This window comes from Streptomyces sp. NPDC090108 (genome assembly GCF_044747185.1).
Taxonomy (GTDB): Bacteria; Actinomycetota; Actinomycetes; order Streptomycetales; family Streptomycetaceae; genus Streptomyces.
Map to the genome: position 1 here is coordinate 39,894 of NZ_JBIVDQ010000010.1, position 19,086 is coordinate 58,979.

Annotated in this window: 17 protein-coding genes; 15 read left to right on the forward strand and 2 right to left on the reverse strand. The window is 74.0% G+C overall.

Annotated features, from left to right (window positions below; genetic code table 11):
• Positions 1–52: 52 nt before the first annotated feature.
• Positions 53–586 (reverse strand): hypothetical protein, encoded by a 534-nt coding sequence (locus tag ACIPRD_RS30015; protein WP_401567575.1) that lies wholly within the window; start codon positions 584–586, stop codon positions 53–55.
• Positions 587–751: 165 nt separating this feature from the next.
• Here ACIPRD_RS30015 and ACIPRD_RS30020 point away from each other — a divergent pair, with 165 nt between their 5' ends.
• Entirely contained in the window at positions 752–1,318 is a 567-nt protein-coding gene (locus ACIPRD_RS30020) for a YbjN domain-containing protein (protein WP_356409978.1), read from the forward strand.
• Positions 1,319–1,466: 148 nt separating this feature from the next.
• Here the strand turns inward: ACIPRD_RS30020 and ACIPRD_RS30025 are convergent, their stop codons facing one another.
• Entirely contained in the window at positions 1,467–2,666 is a 1,200-nt protein-coding gene (locus ACIPRD_RS30025) for a pyridoxal phosphate-dependent aminotransferase (protein ID WP_356409975.1), read from the reverse strand.
• A gap of 835 nt (positions 2,667–3,501) precedes the next feature.
• On the opposite strand from ACIPRD_RS30025, the gene ACIPRD_RS30030 reads away from it, so the two are divergent.
• The 14 genes from ACIPRD_RS30030 (at position 3,502) to ACIPRD_RS30095 (ending at position 18,803) form a co-directional block, all read left to right on the forward strand.
• On the forward strand, positions 3,502–4,026 hold the full coding sequence (locus tag ACIPRD_RS30030; protein WP_356409972.1) for a DUF2617 family protein: 525 nt from the start codon (positions 3,502–3,504) through the stop codon (positions 4,024–4,026).
• A 100-nt stretch (positions 4,027–4,126) separates the two neighbouring features.
• The gene (locus tag ACIPRD_RS30035; protein ID WP_401567578.1) at positions 4,127–5,764 is read left to right on the forward strand and encodes a polyamine aminopropyltransferase; all 1,638 of its coding nucleotides are present in this window, start codon (positions 4,127–4,129) and stop codon (positions 5,762–5,764) included.
• A gap of 217 nt (positions 5,765–5,981) precedes the next feature.
• Positions 5,982–6,866: a carbon monoxide dehydrogenase subunit G gene (locus tag ACIPRD_RS30040; protein WP_401567580.1), complete on the forward strand. Its 885-nt coding sequence runs from the start codon at positions 5,982–5,984 to the stop codon at positions 6,864–6,866.
• Positions 6,867–6,923: 57 nt separating this feature from the next.
• Entirely contained in the window at positions 6,924–7,712 is a 789-nt protein-coding gene (locus tag ACIPRD_RS30045) for an aldose 1-epimerase (protein ID WP_356409966.1), read from the forward strand.
• 10 nt (positions 7,713–7,722) lie between these two features.
• Complete coding sequence (gene pyrE, locus ACIPRD_RS30050) at positions 7,723–8,271, forward strand: orotate phosphoribosyltransferase (protein WP_356409963.1); 549 nt, start codon at positions 7,723–7,725, stop codon at positions 8,269–8,271.
• Between the two features lie 151 nt (positions 8,272–8,422).
• Positions 8,423–9,445, forward strand: a complete 1,023-nt coding sequence (fbaA, locus tag ACIPRD_RS30055; protein ID WP_356409960.1) for a class II fructose-bisphosphate aldolase — start codon at positions 8,423–8,425, stop codon at positions 9,443–9,445.
• Positions 9,446–9,565: 120 nt separating this feature from the next.
• Positions 9,566–11,098 (forward strand): MFS transporter, encoded by a 1,533-nt coding sequence (locus ACIPRD_RS30060; protein ID WP_401567806.1) that lies wholly within the window; start codon positions 9,566–9,568, stop codon positions 11,096–11,098.
• Between the two features lie 222 nt (positions 11,099–11,320).
• Positions 11,321–11,734 carry a DUF3151 domain-containing protein gene (locus ACIPRD_RS30065; RefSeq protein WP_356409957.1) on the forward strand — a complete coding sequence of 138 codons (414 nt, stop codon included), beginning with the start codon at positions 11,321–11,323 and terminating at the stop codon, positions 11,732–11,734.
• Between the two features lie 240 nt (positions 11,735–11,974).
• Positions 11,975–12,823, forward strand: coding sequence for a tryptophan 2,3-dioxygenase family protein (locus ACIPRD_RS30070; RefSeq protein ID WP_356409954.1), 849 nt, complete (start codon positions 11,975–11,977; stop codon positions 12,821–12,823).
• Positions 12,816–14,018, forward strand: coding sequence for a kynureninase (kynU, locus tag ACIPRD_RS30075; RefSeq protein ID WP_401567586.1), 1,203 nt, complete (start codon positions 12,816–12,818; stop codon positions 14,016–14,018). Before ACIPRD_RS30070 ends, kynU begins: the two co-directional genes overlap by 8 nt.
• Positions 14,019–14,377: 359 nt before the next feature.
• On the forward strand, positions 14,378–15,289 hold the full coding sequence (locus ACIPRD_RS30080) for an alpha/beta hydrolase (RefSeq protein WP_401567588.1): 912 nt from the start codon (positions 14,378–14,380) through the stop codon (positions 15,287–15,289).
• A gap of 95 nt (positions 15,290–15,384) precedes the next feature.
• Positions 15,385–16,746 (forward strand): sensor histidine kinase, encoded by a 1,362-nt coding sequence (locus ACIPRD_RS30085; RefSeq protein WP_401567591.1) that lies wholly within the window; start codon positions 15,385–15,387, stop codon positions 16,744–16,746.
• On the forward strand, positions 16,743–17,408 hold the full coding sequence (locus ACIPRD_RS30090; protein ID WP_356409942.1) for a response regulator transcription factor: 666 nt from the start codon (positions 16,743–16,745) through the stop codon (positions 17,406–17,408). The genes ACIPRD_RS30085 and ACIPRD_RS30090 overlap by 4 nt, the downstream gene beginning before the upstream one ends.
• Before the next feature lie 174 nt (positions 17,409–17,582).
• Positions 17,583–18,803 carry a cytochrome P450 gene (locus ACIPRD_RS30095; RefSeq protein ID WP_356409939.1) on the forward strand — a complete coding sequence of 407 codons (1,221 nt, stop codon included), beginning with the start codon at positions 17,583–17,585 and terminating at the stop codon, positions 18,801–18,803.
• Positions 18,804–19,086: the final 283 nt, after the last annotated feature.

The following is a 19,086-nucleotide window of genomic DNA, read 5'->3' on the forward strand; positions in this document are numbered from 1 at the left end:
GGGTGCGGGCCGCCGTGCCGTGCGGGCGCACCGGGGGTCCCTGGGGTTCCGCTCACCCGGTGAACGCCGAGAACGACACCTCGGCGTCGCCCGCCCTCCCGAACCGCACCTCCACCGTCGCGGCGTACGCCCCGAAGCCGGGCAGAGACCTCCCCGGCACCCGCCCGGCGTACCGGCCGCCGTCCCCCCGCCTGAAGTCCAGATCGAGGCAGCGGTCGCGGGGGTGGTCGCAGGAGGAGCCGGACGGCTCCGGGGCGTCCGGGTACGTGGCCTTCAGCCAGGTGCGCAGCCCCTCGCGCGACACGCGGAACCGCGCGTCGTACTCGGTGTCCTGCCAGGACAGGACCGTGCAGTGCGCGTCGCGCGCGCCGGCGGGCAGTCGCGCCCCGCCGTACGCCAGGGCCTCGGCGCACGGTACGGCGGCCGGCCGGGGGGCGTCGGGCGTGTCGTCCCACAGCCACCAGGCCGCCACGGCCACCACCGCGCCCACCCCCGCCAGCAGCGGTGTCACCAGGGCGAGGATCACCATGGCCCGTCCGGCGCGGCCCCGCCCGCGCGGCTCCGTCACCGTCCCGGTCGCCGTCATGTGCCGCCCCCCGTGCTTCTCTTCGTGTCCGTGTGCGGGAATGATCGTCCATGGTGCCGCCGGGGCGTGCCGTGTCCGCCCAAGGCTGACAGGCCGTGGCGGGGCTTGCCACGGCCCTCCCCCTCTGAGGGAGGATGGCCACATCCGTACGAAGGGAAAAACACGGTGAGCATCGACCCGTCCTCGATTCCGAACTTCGGGGGCCAGCCCGAGCCGCAGCCCCAAGGGCCGGCGGGCCCCGTCGTCCCGGATCAGGACCTCGTGAAGCAGCTCCTCGACCAGATGGAGCTCAAGTACGTCGTCGACGAGGAGGGAGACCTCGCGGCGCCGTGGGAGCAGTTCCGCACCTACTTCATGTTCCGTGGGGAGGACGAGCAGGCGGTCTTCTCCGTGCGGACGTTCTACGACCGCCCCCACAAGATCGACGAGAAGCCCCAGCTGCTCGAGTCCATCGACGACTGGAACCGCCGCACCCTGTGGCCGAAGGTGTACACCCACACCCACGACGACGGCACCGTCCGTCTCATCGGTGAGGCCCAGATGCTGGTCGGCACCGGTGTCGACCTCAACCACTTCGTCTCCTCCACGGTCAGCTGGGTGCGGGCCGCGATCGAGTTCGACAAGTGGCTGGTCGAGCAGCTCGGCCTGGAGCAGGACGTCAACGAGGCCGACGCCTCCGACGACACCGACGGCTCCGGCGAGGGTGACGACTCCGGGGAGCGCGGGGAGTAGTTCCCCGGGAGGGCGTCTCGCCCCCTCGTTCTTCCGCCCCGCGCGCGGCGCGGGGGTGATGCCGTGGTCCGGGAGCGCAGGCTCCGGGGCCACGGCATCCGTGCGCCGGGACCGGGCCGGGGCGGGTGCCGGGGGCGGGATCAGGCGGTCAGAGCTGCCGCAGACGGCCGACGGCCTCCCGCAGCACCTCCTCCCGCTTGCAGAACGCGAACCGCACGAACGGCGCGCCCGCCTCGCGGTCGTCGTAGAAGACGGCGTTGGGGATGGCGACCACGCCCGCCCGCTCCGGCAGGGCGCGGCAGAAGGCGAAGCCGTCCTTCTCGCCCAGCGGGCGGATGTCGGTGGTGACGAAGTACGTGCCGGCGGGCTCGAACACCCCGAACCCCGCCTCGGCCAGCCCCTCCGTGAGGATGTCCCGCCGGGCGCGCATCCCCGCGCGGAAGCCGTCGAAGTAGGAGTCGGGCAGCGCGAGGGCCTCCGCCACCGCGTACTGGAACGGCCCCGCCGACACATAGGTCAGGAACTGCTTGGCCGAGCGGACGGCGCTGACCAGCTCCGGGGCGGCCGTCACCCAGCCGACCTTCCAGCCCGTGAAGGAGAACGTCTTGCCGGCCGAGCCGATCGTCACCGTCCGCTCGCGCATCCCGGGGAAGCCGGCCAGCGGCAGGTGCTCGGCGTCGTCGAAGACCAGGTGCTCGTAGACCTCGTCGGTGACGACCAGCAGGTCCCGCTCCACCGCCAGCTCGGCGATCGCGGCCAGTTCCGCGCGGGTGAGGACCGTGCCGGTCGGGTTGTGCGGGGTGTTGATCAGCAGCAGGCGGGTGCGGTCCGTGACGGCCGCGCGCAGTTCGTCGAGGTCCAGCCGGAAGCGTGTCTCCCCGTCCTCGCCGGGCGCCGGGCGCAGGGTCACCGGGACACGCCGGCCGCCCGCCATCGCGACGCACGCCGCGTAGGAGTCGTAGTACGGCTCCAGCGCCACCACCTCGTCGCCCGGCTCCAGCAGGGCGAGCAGGGTGGCGGCGATGGCCTCCGTCGCGCCCGCCGTGACCAGCACCTCGGTGCCGGGGTCGTACGCCAGCGCGTAGCGGCGCAGCTGGTGCGCGGCGATCGCCTCGCGCAGCTCCGGGACGCCGGGGCCCGGCGGGTACTGGTTGCCGCGCCCGTCGCGCAGCGCCCGCACGGCCGCCTCCCTGATCTCCTCGGGGCCGTCCGTGTCGGGGAAACCCTGGCCGAGGTTGATCGATCCGGTCGCCGCGGCGAGGGCGGACATCTCGGCGAAGATCGTCGTACCGAACTCGGCGAGCCGGCGGTTCAGGTGGGGGCGCGCGGTGGAGGTCATGGCCGTCATCCTGCGCTCAAGCTCTGGAGTTCCTCAACTCCGCTTTGACCCGTGGACGGCCCGGGCATCCCCCCGTCACCGCGGGAGACGCGGTGACGCACAGGGGTTCCCGCCGGGGAGCCTTCGGGGGAAGGAAAGGGGGGTGACGCCATGATCGTCGCCTTCGTCGTGGCGGTGGCAGTCGTCATGATCGTGGCGGGCCGGGGGTGGTCCCGCCGCAAGGGGTACGACCGCGCGCTGCTCGACCGGGTGAACCGGTCGCGGCGGCTGCGCGGGGTGAGCGCGCGTGCGGGGCGGGCCGGGCGAGGGCTGCCGCGGAGGTCGTCGTCCTCCTCGTCGTCGTACGACGGCGGCGGGAGCTGGTGGGTGCTGGGCGGCGGGGGCTCCGGCGGCCACGGGGGTCATGGAGGTCACGGCGGTCACGGAGGGCACGGGGGCCATGGGGGTCACGGGGGCCACGGGGGTCACTCGTGCGGGGGAGGGCATTCCTGCGGCGGCGGGCACTCGTGCGGCGGCGGGTCGTCGTGCGGTGGCGGGGGCGGCTGCGGCGGCGGTGCCTGACGTGCGGCGCCGGGTGTCAGGGGCCTCTGTTCCCGCGCCCGGCGCACGCCGTAGTTGAACAGTTGAGCTGTGGAGCCCTCTGAGGGATGGAAACCCTCCGAACTTGGGTAAAAACGCTGTGGCGTGGCCACTGTTCATGATTCCCTCTAAATCACCACCGCAGCCCTCGGAACGTCCCGCAGACACCCTTTCCCGGCCAAGCCGACCTGGCCACTCGCCCGGTGTCTACCGAGGTGCGCCGGAACATTCTCCTGCCCTCGTTGTGTGTTAGCGGAGCCGATCCATGCTCACGACCCTGAACACCTCCTACACCGATACGCGTGCCGCAGACCTCGCCTGGGCCCTCGGGCGCGAGCCGCTGCCCGCCCTCGCCACCCTGGACCTCGAACTTTCCGGGGCGAAGCTCCAGTTGAGACTGCTCGGCGCCTCCCACCAGGTTTTGCTGGAGGAGGAAGAGACCAACTGCTCGGAGACGGTCGCGTGCATGCCCGGATCGAGCACCCCGCTGCCGCTGGGCGTGGCGAAGCGGGTCGGCGACTGGGAGTACGAATTCGCCGCACGCGTCGAGCTGTTGACGCCGGGCTCCTTCGCGGGCCGGGCGCAGGAGCTGCTGGCGCTGGTCTCCGACCATCCGCACGGCCTGGCCGGCGTCTTCCCCGGCAGCCCGCACGCGTTCACCGCGATGCTCGCCCACCGGCACGAGGGGCAGGTGCAATGGCGCACCTGGCACTCCTACCCGCAGGACGGGCAGTTGGTGGCGACCCGGACCAGGGTCGGCGTGCGGGTCCCGGTGGGCCGTCCGGGCTAGCCCGGTTCCTGGCGTACATAAACGCGGGGAACGTCAACGGCGGCCAGTTCCACACGTGTGGGTGACGAAGCGCACCTGGGCTGTGTCGTACCGTCGCAAGGTGATCGAACCGCACGCCCCCGCGCCTCCGGGCCCCCCGCCCTGGACGGATCCCGCGCGGCTGCCCGTCCGGCCCGGCACCGGCCGGTTCCTGGTGCTCGCGTGTGTCTTCGTCTGCGCGGCCTGCGGTCTGGTGTACGAGCTCGAACTCGTCGCGTTCGCCTCGTACTTGATCGGCGACTCGGTCACCCAGGCCTCCGTGGTGCTGTCCGTGATGGTGTTCGCGATGGGCATCGGCTCCCTCGCCGCGAAACGGCTGCGCTGGCACGCGGCGGCCGGGTTCGGGGCGATCGAGACCGCGCTCGCGCTGGTCGGCGGGTGCAGCGCCATGGCGCTGTACGCCGTCTTCGCCTGGACCGGCGGCTGGGGCGGGGTGTGGGCCGACGGGCCGCGCTGCCTCCTGGTCGCGTTCTCCCTCGCCATCGGACTGCTGGTCGGCGCCGAGGTCCCCCTGCTGATGGAGCTGATCCAGCGCATCCGCCGGCAGGACGCCGGGGGCGCGGTCGCCGACCTGTTCGCGGCGGACTACGTCGGCGCGCTCGTCGGCGGTCTGGCCTTTCCCTTCCTTCTCCTGCCGTTCCTCGGCCAGTTGACCGGCGCGCTGCTCACCGGCACGGTCAACGTCGTCGCCGGGGGCGCCCTGGTGCTCGGCCTGTTCGGCCGCGACCTGACCCGCCGCGCCCGCTGGACGCTGCTCGCCGTCGGGCTCACCGTGCTCTGCGTCCTCGCGACCGCCGCCGCCCTGGCCGACGAGTTCGAACGCGCCGCCCGGCACGCGGTGTACGGCGCGGACGTCCGGGTGGCCCTGCAGACCGGGGTGCAGGAGGTCGTCCTCACCGGCGGCACCGACGGCAGGCCCCTCGATCTCTTCCTGGACGGCCGGTTACGGGTGGGCGGGCACGACGAGCGGCGCTACCACGAGGCCCTGGTGCACCCGGCGATGGCCGGCCCGCACGCCCGCGTGCTCGTCCTCGGCGGCGGTGACGGTCTGGCCGCCCGCGAGGTCCTGCGCCGGCGGGACGTGCGCCGCGTCGACGTCGTCGAACTCGACGCCGGACTGGTCCGCCTGGCCCGCTCCGACCCGGGCCTGTCCGCCCTCAACGGCCACGCGTACGACGACCCGCGGGTCCACGTCACCACGGCCGACGCGCTGAGCTGGCTGCGCCGCGCACCCGCCGGCCGGTACGACGTCGTCGTCGCCGACCTGCCCGACCCGGGCATCACCGCCAGCACCAAGCTGTACTCCCAGGAGTTCTACGGTCTCGCCCGCCGCACCCTCGCCCCCGGCGGCCGTCTCGTCGTGCACGCCGGGCCGGTCGCCACCCGCCCGCGCGTCTTCTGGACCGTGGCCGAGACCCTGCGCGCCGCGGGCTTCGCCGCCACCGCCTACCGCGTGCTCGGCCACGACTCCGGTTTCACCGCGGGGCCCGACCGCTCCGCCGGTGCCACCCGCACCCCCCACGACTGGGGCTTCCTCCTGGCCGCTCCGGGGCCGGCCGCCCCCCGCCTGCGCCTGGACCCGCGGGGGCCGCGCCCGGACACCCTCACCCAGGGGGAGCTGACGGCGGACGGACGGGCGGCCCGGCGGACCCGGATCGAGGGACTGACAGCCTCCACGCTGGTGCATCCGCGCTACTGAGACCGCGGGGCGAGCACGGTCAGAGCGCGGGGGAGAGCACGGGGAGACCGCGGGCAGACCGTGGGGGAGACCGCGGGCAGACCGTGGGGGAGACCGCGGGCAGACCGTGGGGGAGAGCACGGGGAGAGCGCGTCCGTGCCGTCCCGGCGGCAACACCGGGCACCCCGGCACCGCGGGAAGGGTGACATCCGGCCCCCACTGGGTAGGCTGGGCCGACATGGAGCATCAGGTCTTCGTCCCGGTTCCGGCCGACCTGCTCAGAGAGGCCCTCGCCGACCCCGCACGGGTCGCCCGCGCGCTGCCCGGGCTCCAGCAGGACGCCGGTTCCGCACCCGTCGCCGGGCGGCTGAAGCTGCGCGCCGACGGCCACTCCATCACCTACCGCGGCACGCTCCACGTCACCGCCTCGGACGACGGCACCTACGCCGTCGACGGCGCCGCGACCGAGGTCCGCGGCACCGGCGGTGTCACGCTCGCCCTCACCGTGCGCCTCGCGGACACCTCCGGCGGCACCGCCGTCACGGTCGGCGGGACGGCCCGCGCGGACGGCCGGGCCGCCGAACTCCCCCGGGAGGCGCTGCTCGCCGCGGCGACCCGCCTGCTGACCAGGTGGGTCGAGGCCCTGGCCGAGCCACCGGCCGCGCGGCCGTCCGGGACGGCGGCGCCCGCCGCGGACGCGCAGCCCGAGCCCGTCACGGAAGCCGAAGCCACCGCGGAGACGGAGGCCACCGCGGAGACGGAGGCTTCCACGGAGACCGAGGCCTCCACGGAGACCGAAGACGTCGCGGAGGCCGAGCCGCGTCCCTCCGTCTTCGACACCGAGGTCCCGCTGCCCTCCCTGGACCCCGCCGCCGAGGACGAGGATCTCGAAGGCTTCGCCGGCACGGGCGTGCCCCCCGCCGAGGCCGCGCACGCGCGCCGGACGATGATCGGCCGCAGCGCGGAGGAGGTCGACCACGCCCCGCCGCGCGGCCGTTACGCCCCCGTACCCGCCCCGCAGCCCGTCACCGCGAACCCGGTCCTGCGCTGGGCGGCACCCGCGGCCGCGGTGGCCCTCGCCTCCGCGATCGTCGTCGGCCGCGCCCTGCGCAAGCGGCGCTGAAGCGGCCGCGGGAGCGTGGCGCGAAGGCGCCCTTGTCCGTCCCAGTAGGGTCGTCCCGTGAGTAACGAAGAGATCACGCTGACCGCGGGCGGCGCGGAAGTGACGGTGCGGCCCGGCAACGGCGGCCGTATCGGCGGGCTCCGCATCGACGGCATGGAACTGCTGCGGCAGGGCGAGCGGTACGGCTGCTTCCCGATGGTGCCCTGGTGCGGGCGGATCAGGGACGGCCGGTTCCTGGACGGCGGCGCCGTCCGGCAGATGCCGCTCAACTCCCCGCCGCACGCCATCCACGGCACCGCCCGCAACGGCGCCTGGCGCACCGCCCGCACCTCGAAGGACGAGGCCGTCCTCACGTACGACCTGATCGAGCCCTGGCCGCACCCGGCCCGGGTGACCCAGGTCGTCGCGCTCGCCGAGGACAGCCTGACGCTGACGATGTCCGTCGAGACGTACGGCGACTCCTTCCCGGCGCAGATCGGCTGGCACCCCTGGTTCAACCGCAGCCTCGGCGGCGAGGACGCCCGGCTGGACTTCACCCCCGCCTGGCAGGAGGAGCGCGGCTCCGACCACCTGCCGACCGGGCGCCGCGTCGACCCGCGGCCCGGCCCCTGGGACGACTGCTTCGGCATGCCCGACGGCGTGGACGTCACCGTCACCTGGCCCGGACAGCTGGAACTGAGGGTCGGCAGCCGGGAGGAGTGGGTGGTCGTCTACGACGAGCAGGCGGAGGCCGTGTGCGTGGAGCCGCAGACCGGACCGCCCAACGGCCTGAACACGCTGCCGCGCCTGGTCACGCCCCTGGAACCGCTGGAGGCCTCCACCACCTGGAGCTGGCGGCGGCTCTAAGCTGGGCGGCATGACGGACGCACGCGACGCACTGCTGCAGCAGATCAAGGACAAGGCCGTGGTGCACGGCAAGGTGACCCTCTCCTCGGGTCTGGAGGCCGACTACTACGTCGACCTGCGCCGCGTCACCCTCGACGGCGAGGCGGCCCCGCTCGTCGGCCAGGTGCTCCTGGACCTCACCGACGACCTCGACTTCGACGCGGTCGGCGGCCTCACCATGGGCGCCGACCCGGTCGCGGCCGCGATGCTGCACGCCGCCGCCGCGCGCGGGAAGAAGCTGGACGCCTTCGTCGTGCGCAAGGCGGCGAAGGCGCACGGCATGCAGCGGCGGGTCGAGGGCCCCGACATCGCGGGCCGGCGCGTGCTCGTCGTGGAGGACACCTCCACGACGGGCGGTTCGCCGCTGACCGCCGTCGAGGCGGTGCGCGAGGCCGGCGCCGAGGTCGTGGCCGTGGCGACGATCGTCGACCGGGCGACCGGTGCCGCGGAGAAGATCGAGGCCGGAGCGGGCGTTCCGTACCGGTTCGCCTTCTCGAAGGATGAACTGGGTCTGGACTGACCGGATGGTTTCACCTGGACTTGTCCCGGGCCCGACCGTTCAGCCGGTCTTCGGGACATGTCTGGAAGGATGGGGACGACGCCGACGTCGCCCCAGCTCTTGGTCAGGGCCGTAAGCACAACGCCAACCCGCAACACTGAGGAGCGGACAGATGCCCATCGCAACCCCCGAGGTCTACAACGAGATGCTCGACCGGGCGAAGGCAGGCAAGTTCGCCTACCCGGCCATCAACGTCACCTCGAGCCAGACCCTGAACGCCGCCCTGCGCGGCTTCGCGGAGGCGGAGAGCGACGGCATCGTCCAGATCTCGACCGGCGGCGCCGAGTTCCTCGGCGGGCAGTACAGCAAGGACATGGTGACCGGCGCGGTCGCGCTCGCCGAGTACGCGCACATCCTCGCCGAGAAGTACCCGGTGCAGATCGCGCTGCACACCGACCACTGCCCGAAGGACAAGCTCGACGGGTACGTCCGCCCGCTGCTCTCGCTGTCCGAGGAGCGCGTGAAGGCCGGCCGCAACCCGCTGTTCCAGTCGCACATGTGGGACGGCTCCGCCGAGACCCTCGCCGACAACCTGGCCATCGCCCAGGAACTGCTGGAGCAGGCCCGCCGCGCCAACATCATCCTCGAGGTGGAGATCACCCCGACCGGCGGCGAGGAGGACGGTGTCACGCACGAGATCAACGACGAGCTGTACACCACCGTCGACGACGCGATCCGTACCGTCGAGGCCCTGGGCCTGGGCGAGAAGGGCCGCTACCTGCTCGCCGCCTCCTTCGGCAACGTGCACGGCGTGTACAAGCCGGGCAACGTCGTGCTCCGCCCCGAGCTGCTGAAGGAGCTGAACGACGGCGTCGCCGCCAAGTTCGGCAAGCAGTCCCCGTTCGACTTCGTCTTCCACGGCGGCTCCGGCTCCTCCGAGCAGGAGATCCTGACCGCGCTGGAGAACGGCGTCGTGAAGATGAACATCGACACCGACACCCAGTACGCCTTCACCCGTCCGGTCGCCGGGCACATGTTCGCGAACTACGACGGCGTCCTGAAGGTCGACGGCGAGGTCGGCAACAAGAAGGCCTACGACCCGCGTACCTGGGGCAAGCTGGCCGAGGAGTCGATGGCCGCGCGCGTCGTCGTCGCCGCGAACAACCTGCGCTCCGCGGGCAACCGCATCAAGTAGCCGGCCGTCCCCCGTACCGGTGAACCGGTGCGGGGGCGCCCGCCGGACCCGGTGGACCCGGTACCCGCCCGCGGGTGCCGGGTCCGCTGTATACCTGGGAGCATGCCCACACCCGGGAGCATGCCCGACGTCCGGCTGGCCTCGCCCCGAGGCAAGTGGATCCTGTTCACCACGGTGCTCGGCTCCAGCATGGCCCTGCTGGACTCGACCGTCGTCAACGTGGCGCTGCCGCGCATCGGCCGCGATCTCGGCACGGGCCTGGCCGCCCTGCAGTGGACGGTCAACGCGTACATGCTCACGCTGGCGGGACTGATCCTGCTGGGCGGTTCGCTGGGCGACCGCTTCGGCCGGCGGAAGGTCTTCGTCATCGGGGTGGTGTGGTTCGCCGCGGCCTCCCTGCTCTGCGGCCTCGCCCCGGACGCCGGGGTGCTGATCATCGCCCGCGCCCTCCAGGGCATCGGCGGCGCGCTCCTCACCCCCGGCTCCCTCGCGCTCATCCAGGCCTCCTTCGCCCCCGAGGACCGCAGCCGCGCGGTCGGCCTGTGGTCCGGCTTCGGGGGCGTCGGCGCGGCCGTCGGGCCGTTCCTGGGCGGCTGGCTGGTCGAGGGTCCCGGCTGGCGCTGGGTGTTCCTGCTGAACGTGCCGGTGGCGCTGGTGTGCGTCCCCGTGGCGCTGCGGCACGTGCCCGAGTCCGACGCGGCCTCCTCCGGCGACGCCGGGCCGCCCGGCCGCTTCGACGTCCTCGGCGCCGTCCTCGGGGCCCTCGCGCTGGGCCTGGTGACGTACGCCCTGATCGGGGCCCGTGAACTCACCCCGGTGGTGATCGTCACCGCGGTGGCGGGCGTGGCGGCGGCGGTGGCGTTCGTGTACGTCGAGCACCACCGGGCCGACCCGATGCTGCCGCCGGACATCTTCGCCTCGCGCCAGTTCACGGCCGTCAACCTGGTCACCCTGTGCGTGTACGCGGCCTTCGGCGGCTTCTTCTTCCTCACCGCCCTCCAGCTCCAGGTGGTGGCGGGATACTCACCGCTCGCGGCGGGTACGGCCCTGCTGCCGACCACCGTCCTGATGCTGCTGTTCTCGGCCCGCTCCGGGGCCCTCGCGGACCGCACCGGGCCCCGGCTGCCGCTGACGGTGGGGCCGCTGCTGTGCGCGGGGGCGATGCTGCTGATGCTGCGGGTGGGGCGGGACGCGGACTACCTGACGGACGTGCTGCCCGCCCTGATCGTCATGGGCGCCGGCATGGTCACCCTGGTCGCGCCCCTGACCGCCACGGTCCTCGCCTCCGTCGACACCGCCCGCGCGGGACTGGCCAGCGGCATCAACAACGCGGCCGCGCGGGCGGCGGGCCTGATCGCCGTGGCCGCGCTGCCGCTGCTGACCGGCATGGGCCCGGAGGCCTACCGCTCCCCGACCGCCTTCGGCGCGGCGTTCGACAAGGCCATGCCGATCTGCGCGGGCGTGCTGGTGCTGGGTTCGGTGCTCGCGTTCTCCCTCGTCCGCCGTCCCGCCCCGGGCTGCCGCAAGCCGGAGTGCCGCAGGCACGGCTGCCTGCCGTTCCCGCCGCTGGAGCAGCCGCGGCCCGGCACGGCCGCCGGTCCCACGGCCCCCGAAGCCGGTCCTGCGGCCCCGGAGGCCGGTCCGGCCCGCTGAGAGAGCCGCGCGGTCCGGCCCGGTGAGGGAGCCGCGCGCCCGGTGCGGTGGGCGAGCCCGCGCGGTCCGGTGCGGTGAGGGAGCCGCGCGCCCGGTGCGGTGGGCGAGCCGTGCGGTCCGGTGCGGTGGGCCGCGTGGGCCGGTCCGGTGGGGGAAGACCGGGCAGGCGTGGTGGGCCGGGCAGGCGTGGTGGACCGGGGACGATGCAGCAGACTGGGGGCCATGACGATTCACCAGAACCTCCTCGGCGGCCCGCCCCCCACCCACCTGCCCGACGAGCCGGAGCCCCGCGAGCTGCTCGCCGGCGGCACCGCGCCGGCGGACGTCGCCGCCAAGTACCCGACCTCCTCGCTCGCCTGGGCCCAGCTGGCCGACGACGCGTACGAGCGCGGCGCGGTCGTGGAGTCGTACGCCTACGCGCGCACCGGCTACCACCGCGGCCTCGACGCCCTGCGCCGCAGCGGCTGGAAGGGCCACGGCCCGGTGCCGTGGGAGCACGAGCCCAACCGCGGCTTCCTGCGCGCCCTGCACGCCCTCGCCCGCGCCGCGCACGCGATCGGCGAGCAGGAGGAGTACGCCCGCTGCACCGGTTTCCTGAAGGACTCCTCGGAGACCGCTGCCCGGACCCTGGGCTGACCCGCCGCCGGCCGGTGACCGGTCCGCGCGGCGGACCGGAACCGGCCGGTGCGCGGTCCGCCGGCCGGGGGGATCCACTGGGCCTTCCGGGGGTCCTGGGCGTGCGGGTGTGGCCCGTCCCGCAGCGGGCGGCCCTTGTCGGGGTGAAGGTGATCACCGAGGATGCGAAGTGGGGACCGGGGCCCCCGTGCCGGAATCGGCAGGGGCGGACCGCTACCCGGAGTAACACAGGAGACAGCGATGTCCCAACAGGCTCACCCCCCTTTCGAGGCCGCTGAGCCCGAGACTCCGCATCTCGACTTCGCCGGTACGACGCCGTACGAGGACTACGTCCGGGCCGACGTGCTCACCCACCTCCAGCACACCCTCTCCGACGATCCCGGAGAGATGGTCTTCCTGGTCACGACCCAGGTCATGGAGCTGTGGTTCACCGTGATCGTGCACGAGTGGGAGACGGCCGCGAAGGCCCTGCGCTCGGACGACGTGCCCGTCGCCGTGGCCGCGCTGAAGCGGTCCGTGCGGGAGCTGGAGGCGCTGAACGCCTCCTGGAGGCCGCTCGGGCAGCTGACCCCGGCGCAGTTCAACGCGTACCGCAGCGCCCTCGGCGAGGGGTCCGGTTTCCAGTCGGCGATGTACCGGCGCATGGAGTTCCTGCTCGGCGAGAAGTCCGCGTCCATGCTCGTCCCGCACCGCGGCGCCCCGCGCGCCCACGCGGAACTGGAGAAGGCCCTGCACGAGCCCTCCCTGTACGACGAGGTCGTACGGCTGCTCGCGCGCCGCGGGTACGGCGTGCCGGACACGGTCCTCGGCCGGGACGTCTCGCGGCGCCACGAGCACTCGGACGCCGTCGAGAAGGTCTGGGCCGAGGTGTACGGCGGCGACCAGAACAGCGAACTGGTCCGGCTGGGCGAGGCGTTGACCGACGTCGGCGAACTGGTGTGGCGCTGGCGCAACGACCATCTGGTCGCCACCCGCCGCGCGATGGGCGCCAAGGCCGGTACCGGCGGCTCCGCCGGGGTGGCCTGGCTGGAGAAGCGCGCCCGCAAGAACGTCTTTCCCGAGCTGTGGACGGCGAGGTCACATGTCTGAGGCGAGCGAACTCACCGCACGGGCCGCGAAACTGGACGCGGCCGACGAACTGGCCGCACTGCGCTCCCGGTTCGTCCTCGACGACGCCGGGGACGTCGTCTATCTCGACGGCAACTCGCTGGGCGCCCTGCCCGCGCACGTCCCCGCCCGGATGGAGGACGTCCTGCGCCGGCAGTGGGGCGAACTGCGCATCCGCTCCTGGGAGGAGAGCGGCTGGTGGACCGCGCCCGAGCGGATCGGCGACCGGATCGCCCCGCTGGTCGGCGCCGCGCTGGGGCAGATCGTGGTGGGCGACTCGACGAGCGTCAACGTCTTCAAGGCCCTGGTGGCGGCCGTCCGGATGGCCGGTGACGACCGCGACGAGATCCTCGTCGACGCGACGACCTTCCCCACGGACGGCTACATCGCCGAGTCGGCGGCCCGCATGACCGGCCGGGTGCTGCGCCGGGTCACTCCGCAGGAGGTGCCCGGGGCCCTCGGCGGCCGTACGGCGGCGGTGCTGCTGAACCACGTCGACTACCGCACCGGCCGCCTGCACGACCTGCCCGCGCTGACGGCCGCGGTCCACGCCGCCGGCGCCCTCGCGGTCTGGGACCTGTGCCACAGCGCGGGCGCCCTCCCGGTCGGCCTGGACGAGCACGGCGTCGACCTGGCCGTCGGCTGCACCTACAAGTACCTGAACGGCGGCCCCGGTTCGCCCGCGTACCTGTATGTGCGCGAGGGGCTCCAGGACCGGTTCGACTCACCCCTGCCCGGCTGGAACTCGCACGCCGAGCCGTTCGGGATGAGCCCGGACTACGCCGCGGCGCCCGGCGCCCCGCGCGGCCGCGTCGGCACACCGGACATCCTGTCCATGCTGGCCCTGGAGGCGGCGCTGGAGGTCTGGGACGGCGTCACGGTCGACGCCGTCCGCGCCAAGTCCCTCGCGCTGACGGACTTCTTCCTCGAATGCGTCGACGCGCACACCGCGCCCGGCCGGGTGGAGTGCGTGACGCCGCGGGCGCACGAGCGGCGCGGCAGCCAGATCGCGCTGCGCTGCCCCGACGCGGGGAAGGTGATGGCGCGGCTGATCGAGCGGGGCGTGGTCGGCGACTTCCGCCGTCCCGACGTGCTGCGCTTCGGGTTCACGCCGCTGTACACCGGCTTCGCCGAGGTGGAGCGGGCGGCGCGGGTGCTGGGGGAGGTCCTGGGGTAGTCACGGGGGTCCCGGCGCGGGAGGCGGGCGTGCGGTCTCCCGCGGTCTCCCGCGCCGGCCGCGGGCGCGCTCACCGCGGGCGCGCTCGCTCTTGGGCCCGCTCACCGGGGGCCCGCTCACCGCAGGCGCGCTCGCCTTTGGGCCCGCTCACCGGGGGCGCGCTCACCGCAGGCGCGCTCGCCGCGGGACCCTCGCCGCAGGCGCCGCTCCTCGCGTGACGTGCGGGGCGGCGCCCGTCGTCCCCTCACCCTCGGTGATATCCGCATGTCCCCCCACCGCACTGGCCTGATAGCGTCCGCGCCAACGGCCGGTTTCGCCCCTGGTCCCCCAAACCCGTTCTGTCGCTGAGAGGTTGGAGCATGCCGGACGACGCCGCAGCAGCCCGTGCCGCCGCCGAGGAGGAGTCCGCGTTCTCGCATCCCCCGGTGGATCCGGACGTCACCGCCGCCTACGGCGCCCATCCCGACCAGGTGATCGACTTCTACGCCCCGAAAACCCCGGAGGCCGCCGCCTCCGTCCCGCTGGTCGTGGTCCTGCACGGCGGCGCCTGGCGCGCCCCCTACGACCGCCGTCACATCACCCCGTTCGCGGACTGTCTGGCCCGCGCGGGCTTCGCGGTCGCCAACGTGGAGTACCGGCGCGGCGGCGAACCCCTGATCCCCGCGCAGAGCACCGGCGACGCCCCCGGGACCGAGGCCCCGGCGCATCTCGCCGGCCGCTGGCCCGACACCTTCGACGACGTGGCCGCCGCCCTCGACGCCCTGCCCGCGCTGGTCCGCGAGGCGCTTCCGCGGGCCGACCCCCGCCGCACGGTCCTCACCGGCCACTCGGCGGGCGGCCACCTCGCGCTGTGGGCCGCGGCCCGCCACGTCCTGCCCGCGGGCGCGGCCTGGCGCACCGACCGTCCGGCGGACCTGCGCGGTGTGGTCGCCCTGGCCCCCATCGCCGACTTCGAGGTCGCGGAGAAGCTGGACGTCTGCGGCAACGCGGCTTTCCAACTCCTCGGTGGTGCCGACCACTTCGCCGACCGGCGGCCGTACGCCGACCCCGCCCTCCTGCTCCCGACCGGGATCGCGACCACCCTGGTCCAGGGCCGGGCCGACCTGGACGTCCCGCAGCTGGTCGCCGAGGCGTACGCGGACGCGGCGGCGAAGGCCGGCGAGATGGTGGGCCTGACCCTGCTGGAGGACGTCGGCCACTTCCCGCTGATCGACCCGGCGGCGGACGCGTGCGCGGTGGTCGTGGAGGAGATCGCCCAGCTCGCCTGGTGAGGCCGCCCTCCCGGCGCGTAGTACCTGAGGAGGATCCCCGGGAACCCCCCTGCGAGGGGACGACCGGGACCCCCGTCCGGCCTAACGTCTTTCCCGTGACCGAGACGACGTACACGCAGCCGACACCGCCGGACGGGGAGGCCAGAGTGCGCAGCCCCGAGTTCCGGTTCGCCGCGGACGCCCTGCGCGGGCTGCGGCAGGACCTGTTCCAGGGTGTCCTCGCCTACCGCCCGCTGCCCCCGGCGGCCGTCGGCGGACCCCTCGGCCGCGTGCTGCCCGGCCGGCTGAAGGAGTACGCGGCCTGGGCCCCGCACGCGGCCGTCGCCGCCGTCGGCGGCATCGCGGCCCTCATGTCCCTGTCCGACGTCTACGGCGGTCCGGCCGCGCAGCTGTGCGCGCTGCTGGTCCTCGTCCCGGTGCTGCTCACCCTGGTGCGCCCGGTGGCCGCCTTCTGGCTGTCGCTGGCGACGACCATGCTCACCGCGGCCGTGGGGAGCGGGGAGTGGACCAGCTGGCCGTGGCTGCCGGGCAGCTTCCTCGCGCACCTGACCGTCCTCACCGTGGTCGCGCTCCGCACCCGGCCGCGCACCGCCGCGTGGATGTGGGTGCTCACCGCGGTGTACGGCTTCCTCGCCGACGCCGGGCCCGGCTGGCACGAGGACCCCGACACCGGTCCGATGCTGTTCCTGTCGGCGCTGACCCTGCTGGCCGTCACCGTCCGGCACACGCACCGCCAGGCCCGGCGCGAGGTGACGGCGCAGCGGACGGCGACCGCGCGGGAGCGGTCCCGGCGCACCCTGCTGGAGGAGCGTTCCACCATCGCCCGCGAGCTGCACGACGTCGTCGCCCACCACATGTCGGTGGTCGCCATCCAGGCCGAGGCCGCGCCCTACCGGGTCCAGAACCCGCCGCCGGAGCTGGAGAAGGCGTTCGCCACCATCCGGGAGAACGCGGTGGCCGCCCTGACCGAGCTGCGCCGGGTGCTGGGCGTGGTCCGCGCGGAGGACTACGAGGCCCCGGACGCCCCGCAGCCCACCCTGGCCGATCTCGGCACCCTGCTCGCCAACGTGCGGGAGACGGGCCTCGTGGTCGAGTACGTGGTGACCGGCGCGGTGCGCGAACTCCCGCAGGGCGTCGAGCTGTCGGCGTACCGGATCGTGCAGGAGGCGCTCAGCAACACGCTGCGGCACGCGCCGGGGGCGACCGCTCGGGTCGAACTCGGTCATGTGCTGGGGGGATTGGGCGTGCGCGTGGTCAACGGGCCGCCGCCCGCCCCGCACCTGGTGAAGCCCTCGCCGGGCGCCGGCCACGGCATCACGGGCATGCGGGAGCGGGTGACCATGCTGAACGGCGTGATGACCGACGGCCCCACGGCCGACGGGGGTTACGAGGTGACCGTGTTCCTGCCGGTCCCCGCGCCGGGCGCCGAGGCCGAGTTGTTCGAGGGCGGGTCATGACGATCCGGGTGCTGATCGCCGACGACCAGATGATGGTGCGCGAGGGCTTCTCGGTCCTGCTGAACGCGATGCCGGACATCGAGGTCGCCGGTGAGGCCGTCGACGGGCGCGAGGCGGTGACGCGGGTGCGTGAACTGGCCCCGGACGTCGTGCTGATGGACATCCGCATGCCGGAGCTGAACGGCATCGAGGCGACCCGGGAGATCGTCGCGGCGGACGCGTCGGCGAAGGTGCTGGTGCTGACCACCTTCGACCTCGACGAGTACGTGTACCAGGCCCTGCGCGCGGGTGCCTCGGGCTTCCTCCTGAAGGACGCCTCCGCCCGCCAACTGGCCGAGGCGGTCAGGATCGTGGCGTCCGGCGAGGCTCTGCTGGCCCCCTCGGTCACCCGGCGGCTGATCCACGAGTTCTCCCGCCTCTCGGAAGCCCCGCGCCTGATGCCGTCCGCCCACGCGGCCTACGGCGAACTCACCGAGCGCGAGACCGAGGTCCTGGTCCTGATCGCCCAGGGCCTGTCCAACGCGGAGATCGCCGGCCGCCTGGTCGTCGCCGAGTCCACGATCAAGACCCACGTCAGCCGCATCCTCGTGAAGCTCGGCCTCAGGGACCGCACCCAGGCCGCGGTCTTCGCCTACGAGGCCCGCCTGGTGACCCCGGGCTGACGGTGTGCCGGGACCTCCTGGCCGACGCGAGCGGCCAGGAGGTCCCGGCCGATCCCAGGACCGGCCTCCCCCTGTGCTCCGATCACGCCCCGGTCGCCGAGCGGATCCGAGCGGCGGGGCCGGTACGCCCGGTACCCCTGGTCAGGGGTGGGGGCGAGGGGTTAGCGTCCCCGCATGTCAGGCACCGTGGACCTCGCGTTCGATCCCTGGGACCCCGCTTTCCTCGCCGACCCGTATCCGGCCTACGCCGAGCTGCGGGCACGCGGGCGGGTGGTCCGGTACGGGCCGACCGATCAGTGGCTGGTGCCGCACCACGCGGACGTCTCGGCGCTGCTGCGGGACCGCCGGCTGGGCCGTACCTACCAGCACCGGTTCACGCACGAGGAGTTCGGCCGGACCGCGCCCCCGCCCGAGCACGAGCCGTTCCACACGCTCAACGACCACGGGATGCTCGACCTGGAGCCGCCGGACCACACCAGGATCCGGCGCCTGGTGTCGAAGGCGTTCACCCCGCGCACGGTGGAGCGGCTGAAGCCGTACGTGGCGGACCTCGCCGGTGAGCTGGTGGACGCGCTCGTCGAGGCGGGCGGCGGGGACCTGCTCACCGATGTCGCCGAGCCACTGCCCGTGGCCGTCATCGCCGAGATGCTGGGCATCCCCGAGGCGGACCGGGCCCCGCTGCGCCCCTGGTCGGCGGACATCTGCGGGATGTACGAGCTGAACCCGGGCGAGGAGACCGCCCGCCGGGCCGTGCGCGCGTCGGCCGAGTTCTCGGACTACCTGCGGGAGTTGATCGCGGCCCGGCGCAAGGAGCCCGGCGACGACCTGATCTCCGGGCTGATCGCCGCCCACGACGAGGGCGACCGGCTGACCGAGCAGGAGATGATCTCCACGGCGGTCCTGCTGCTCAACGCCGGTCACGAGGCCACCGTGAACGCCACCGTCAACGGCTGGTGGGCGCTGTTCCGCAACCCCGGACAGCTGGCCGCCCTGCGCGCCGACCACTCCCTCGTGCCCACGGCCGTCGAGGAGCTGATGCGCTACGACACCCCGCTCCAGCTCTTCGAGCGCTGGGTCCTGGACGACATCGAGATCGACGGCACCACGATCCCCCGCGGCTCCGAGATCGCCCTGCTCTTCGGCTCCGCCAACCACGACCCCGCCGTCTTCGCCGACCCCGCCCGCCTGGACCTCGCCCGCGCGGACAACCCCCACATCTCCTTCAGCGCCGGCATCCACTACTGCATCGGCGCCCCGCTGGCCCGCATCGAACTGGCCGCCTCCATGCGGGCCCTCCTGGAACGCGCCCCGGCTCTGCGCCCCGTCACGGAACCGGCCCGCAAACCCCACTTCGTGATCCGCGGCCTGGAGGAACTGCGGGTGGAGACCCGTTGACGCGCCCGTTGGAGGGACGGCGAGCCGGTCCCGGCCGCGGTGCACCGGTGGCCCACCACCCTGGCGCCACCGCCAGGAGAGACCCGTCGCGTACGGCGCCGCGGGCCTTCCGCTCCACCTCCTGACCGACCGCGAGGCCGGCACCGTGAAGCTCCGCAGTGACCCGGAGCGCCCCGGACCCGGGTGTCGGGTACCGGGACAGCCGCACGGTCCCGTTCGGGACGGCGCTCCGGCTTCCCGGGCCGGTGGGCTTCGAACCCGGCACCGAAGGTCTCGAGCGGTG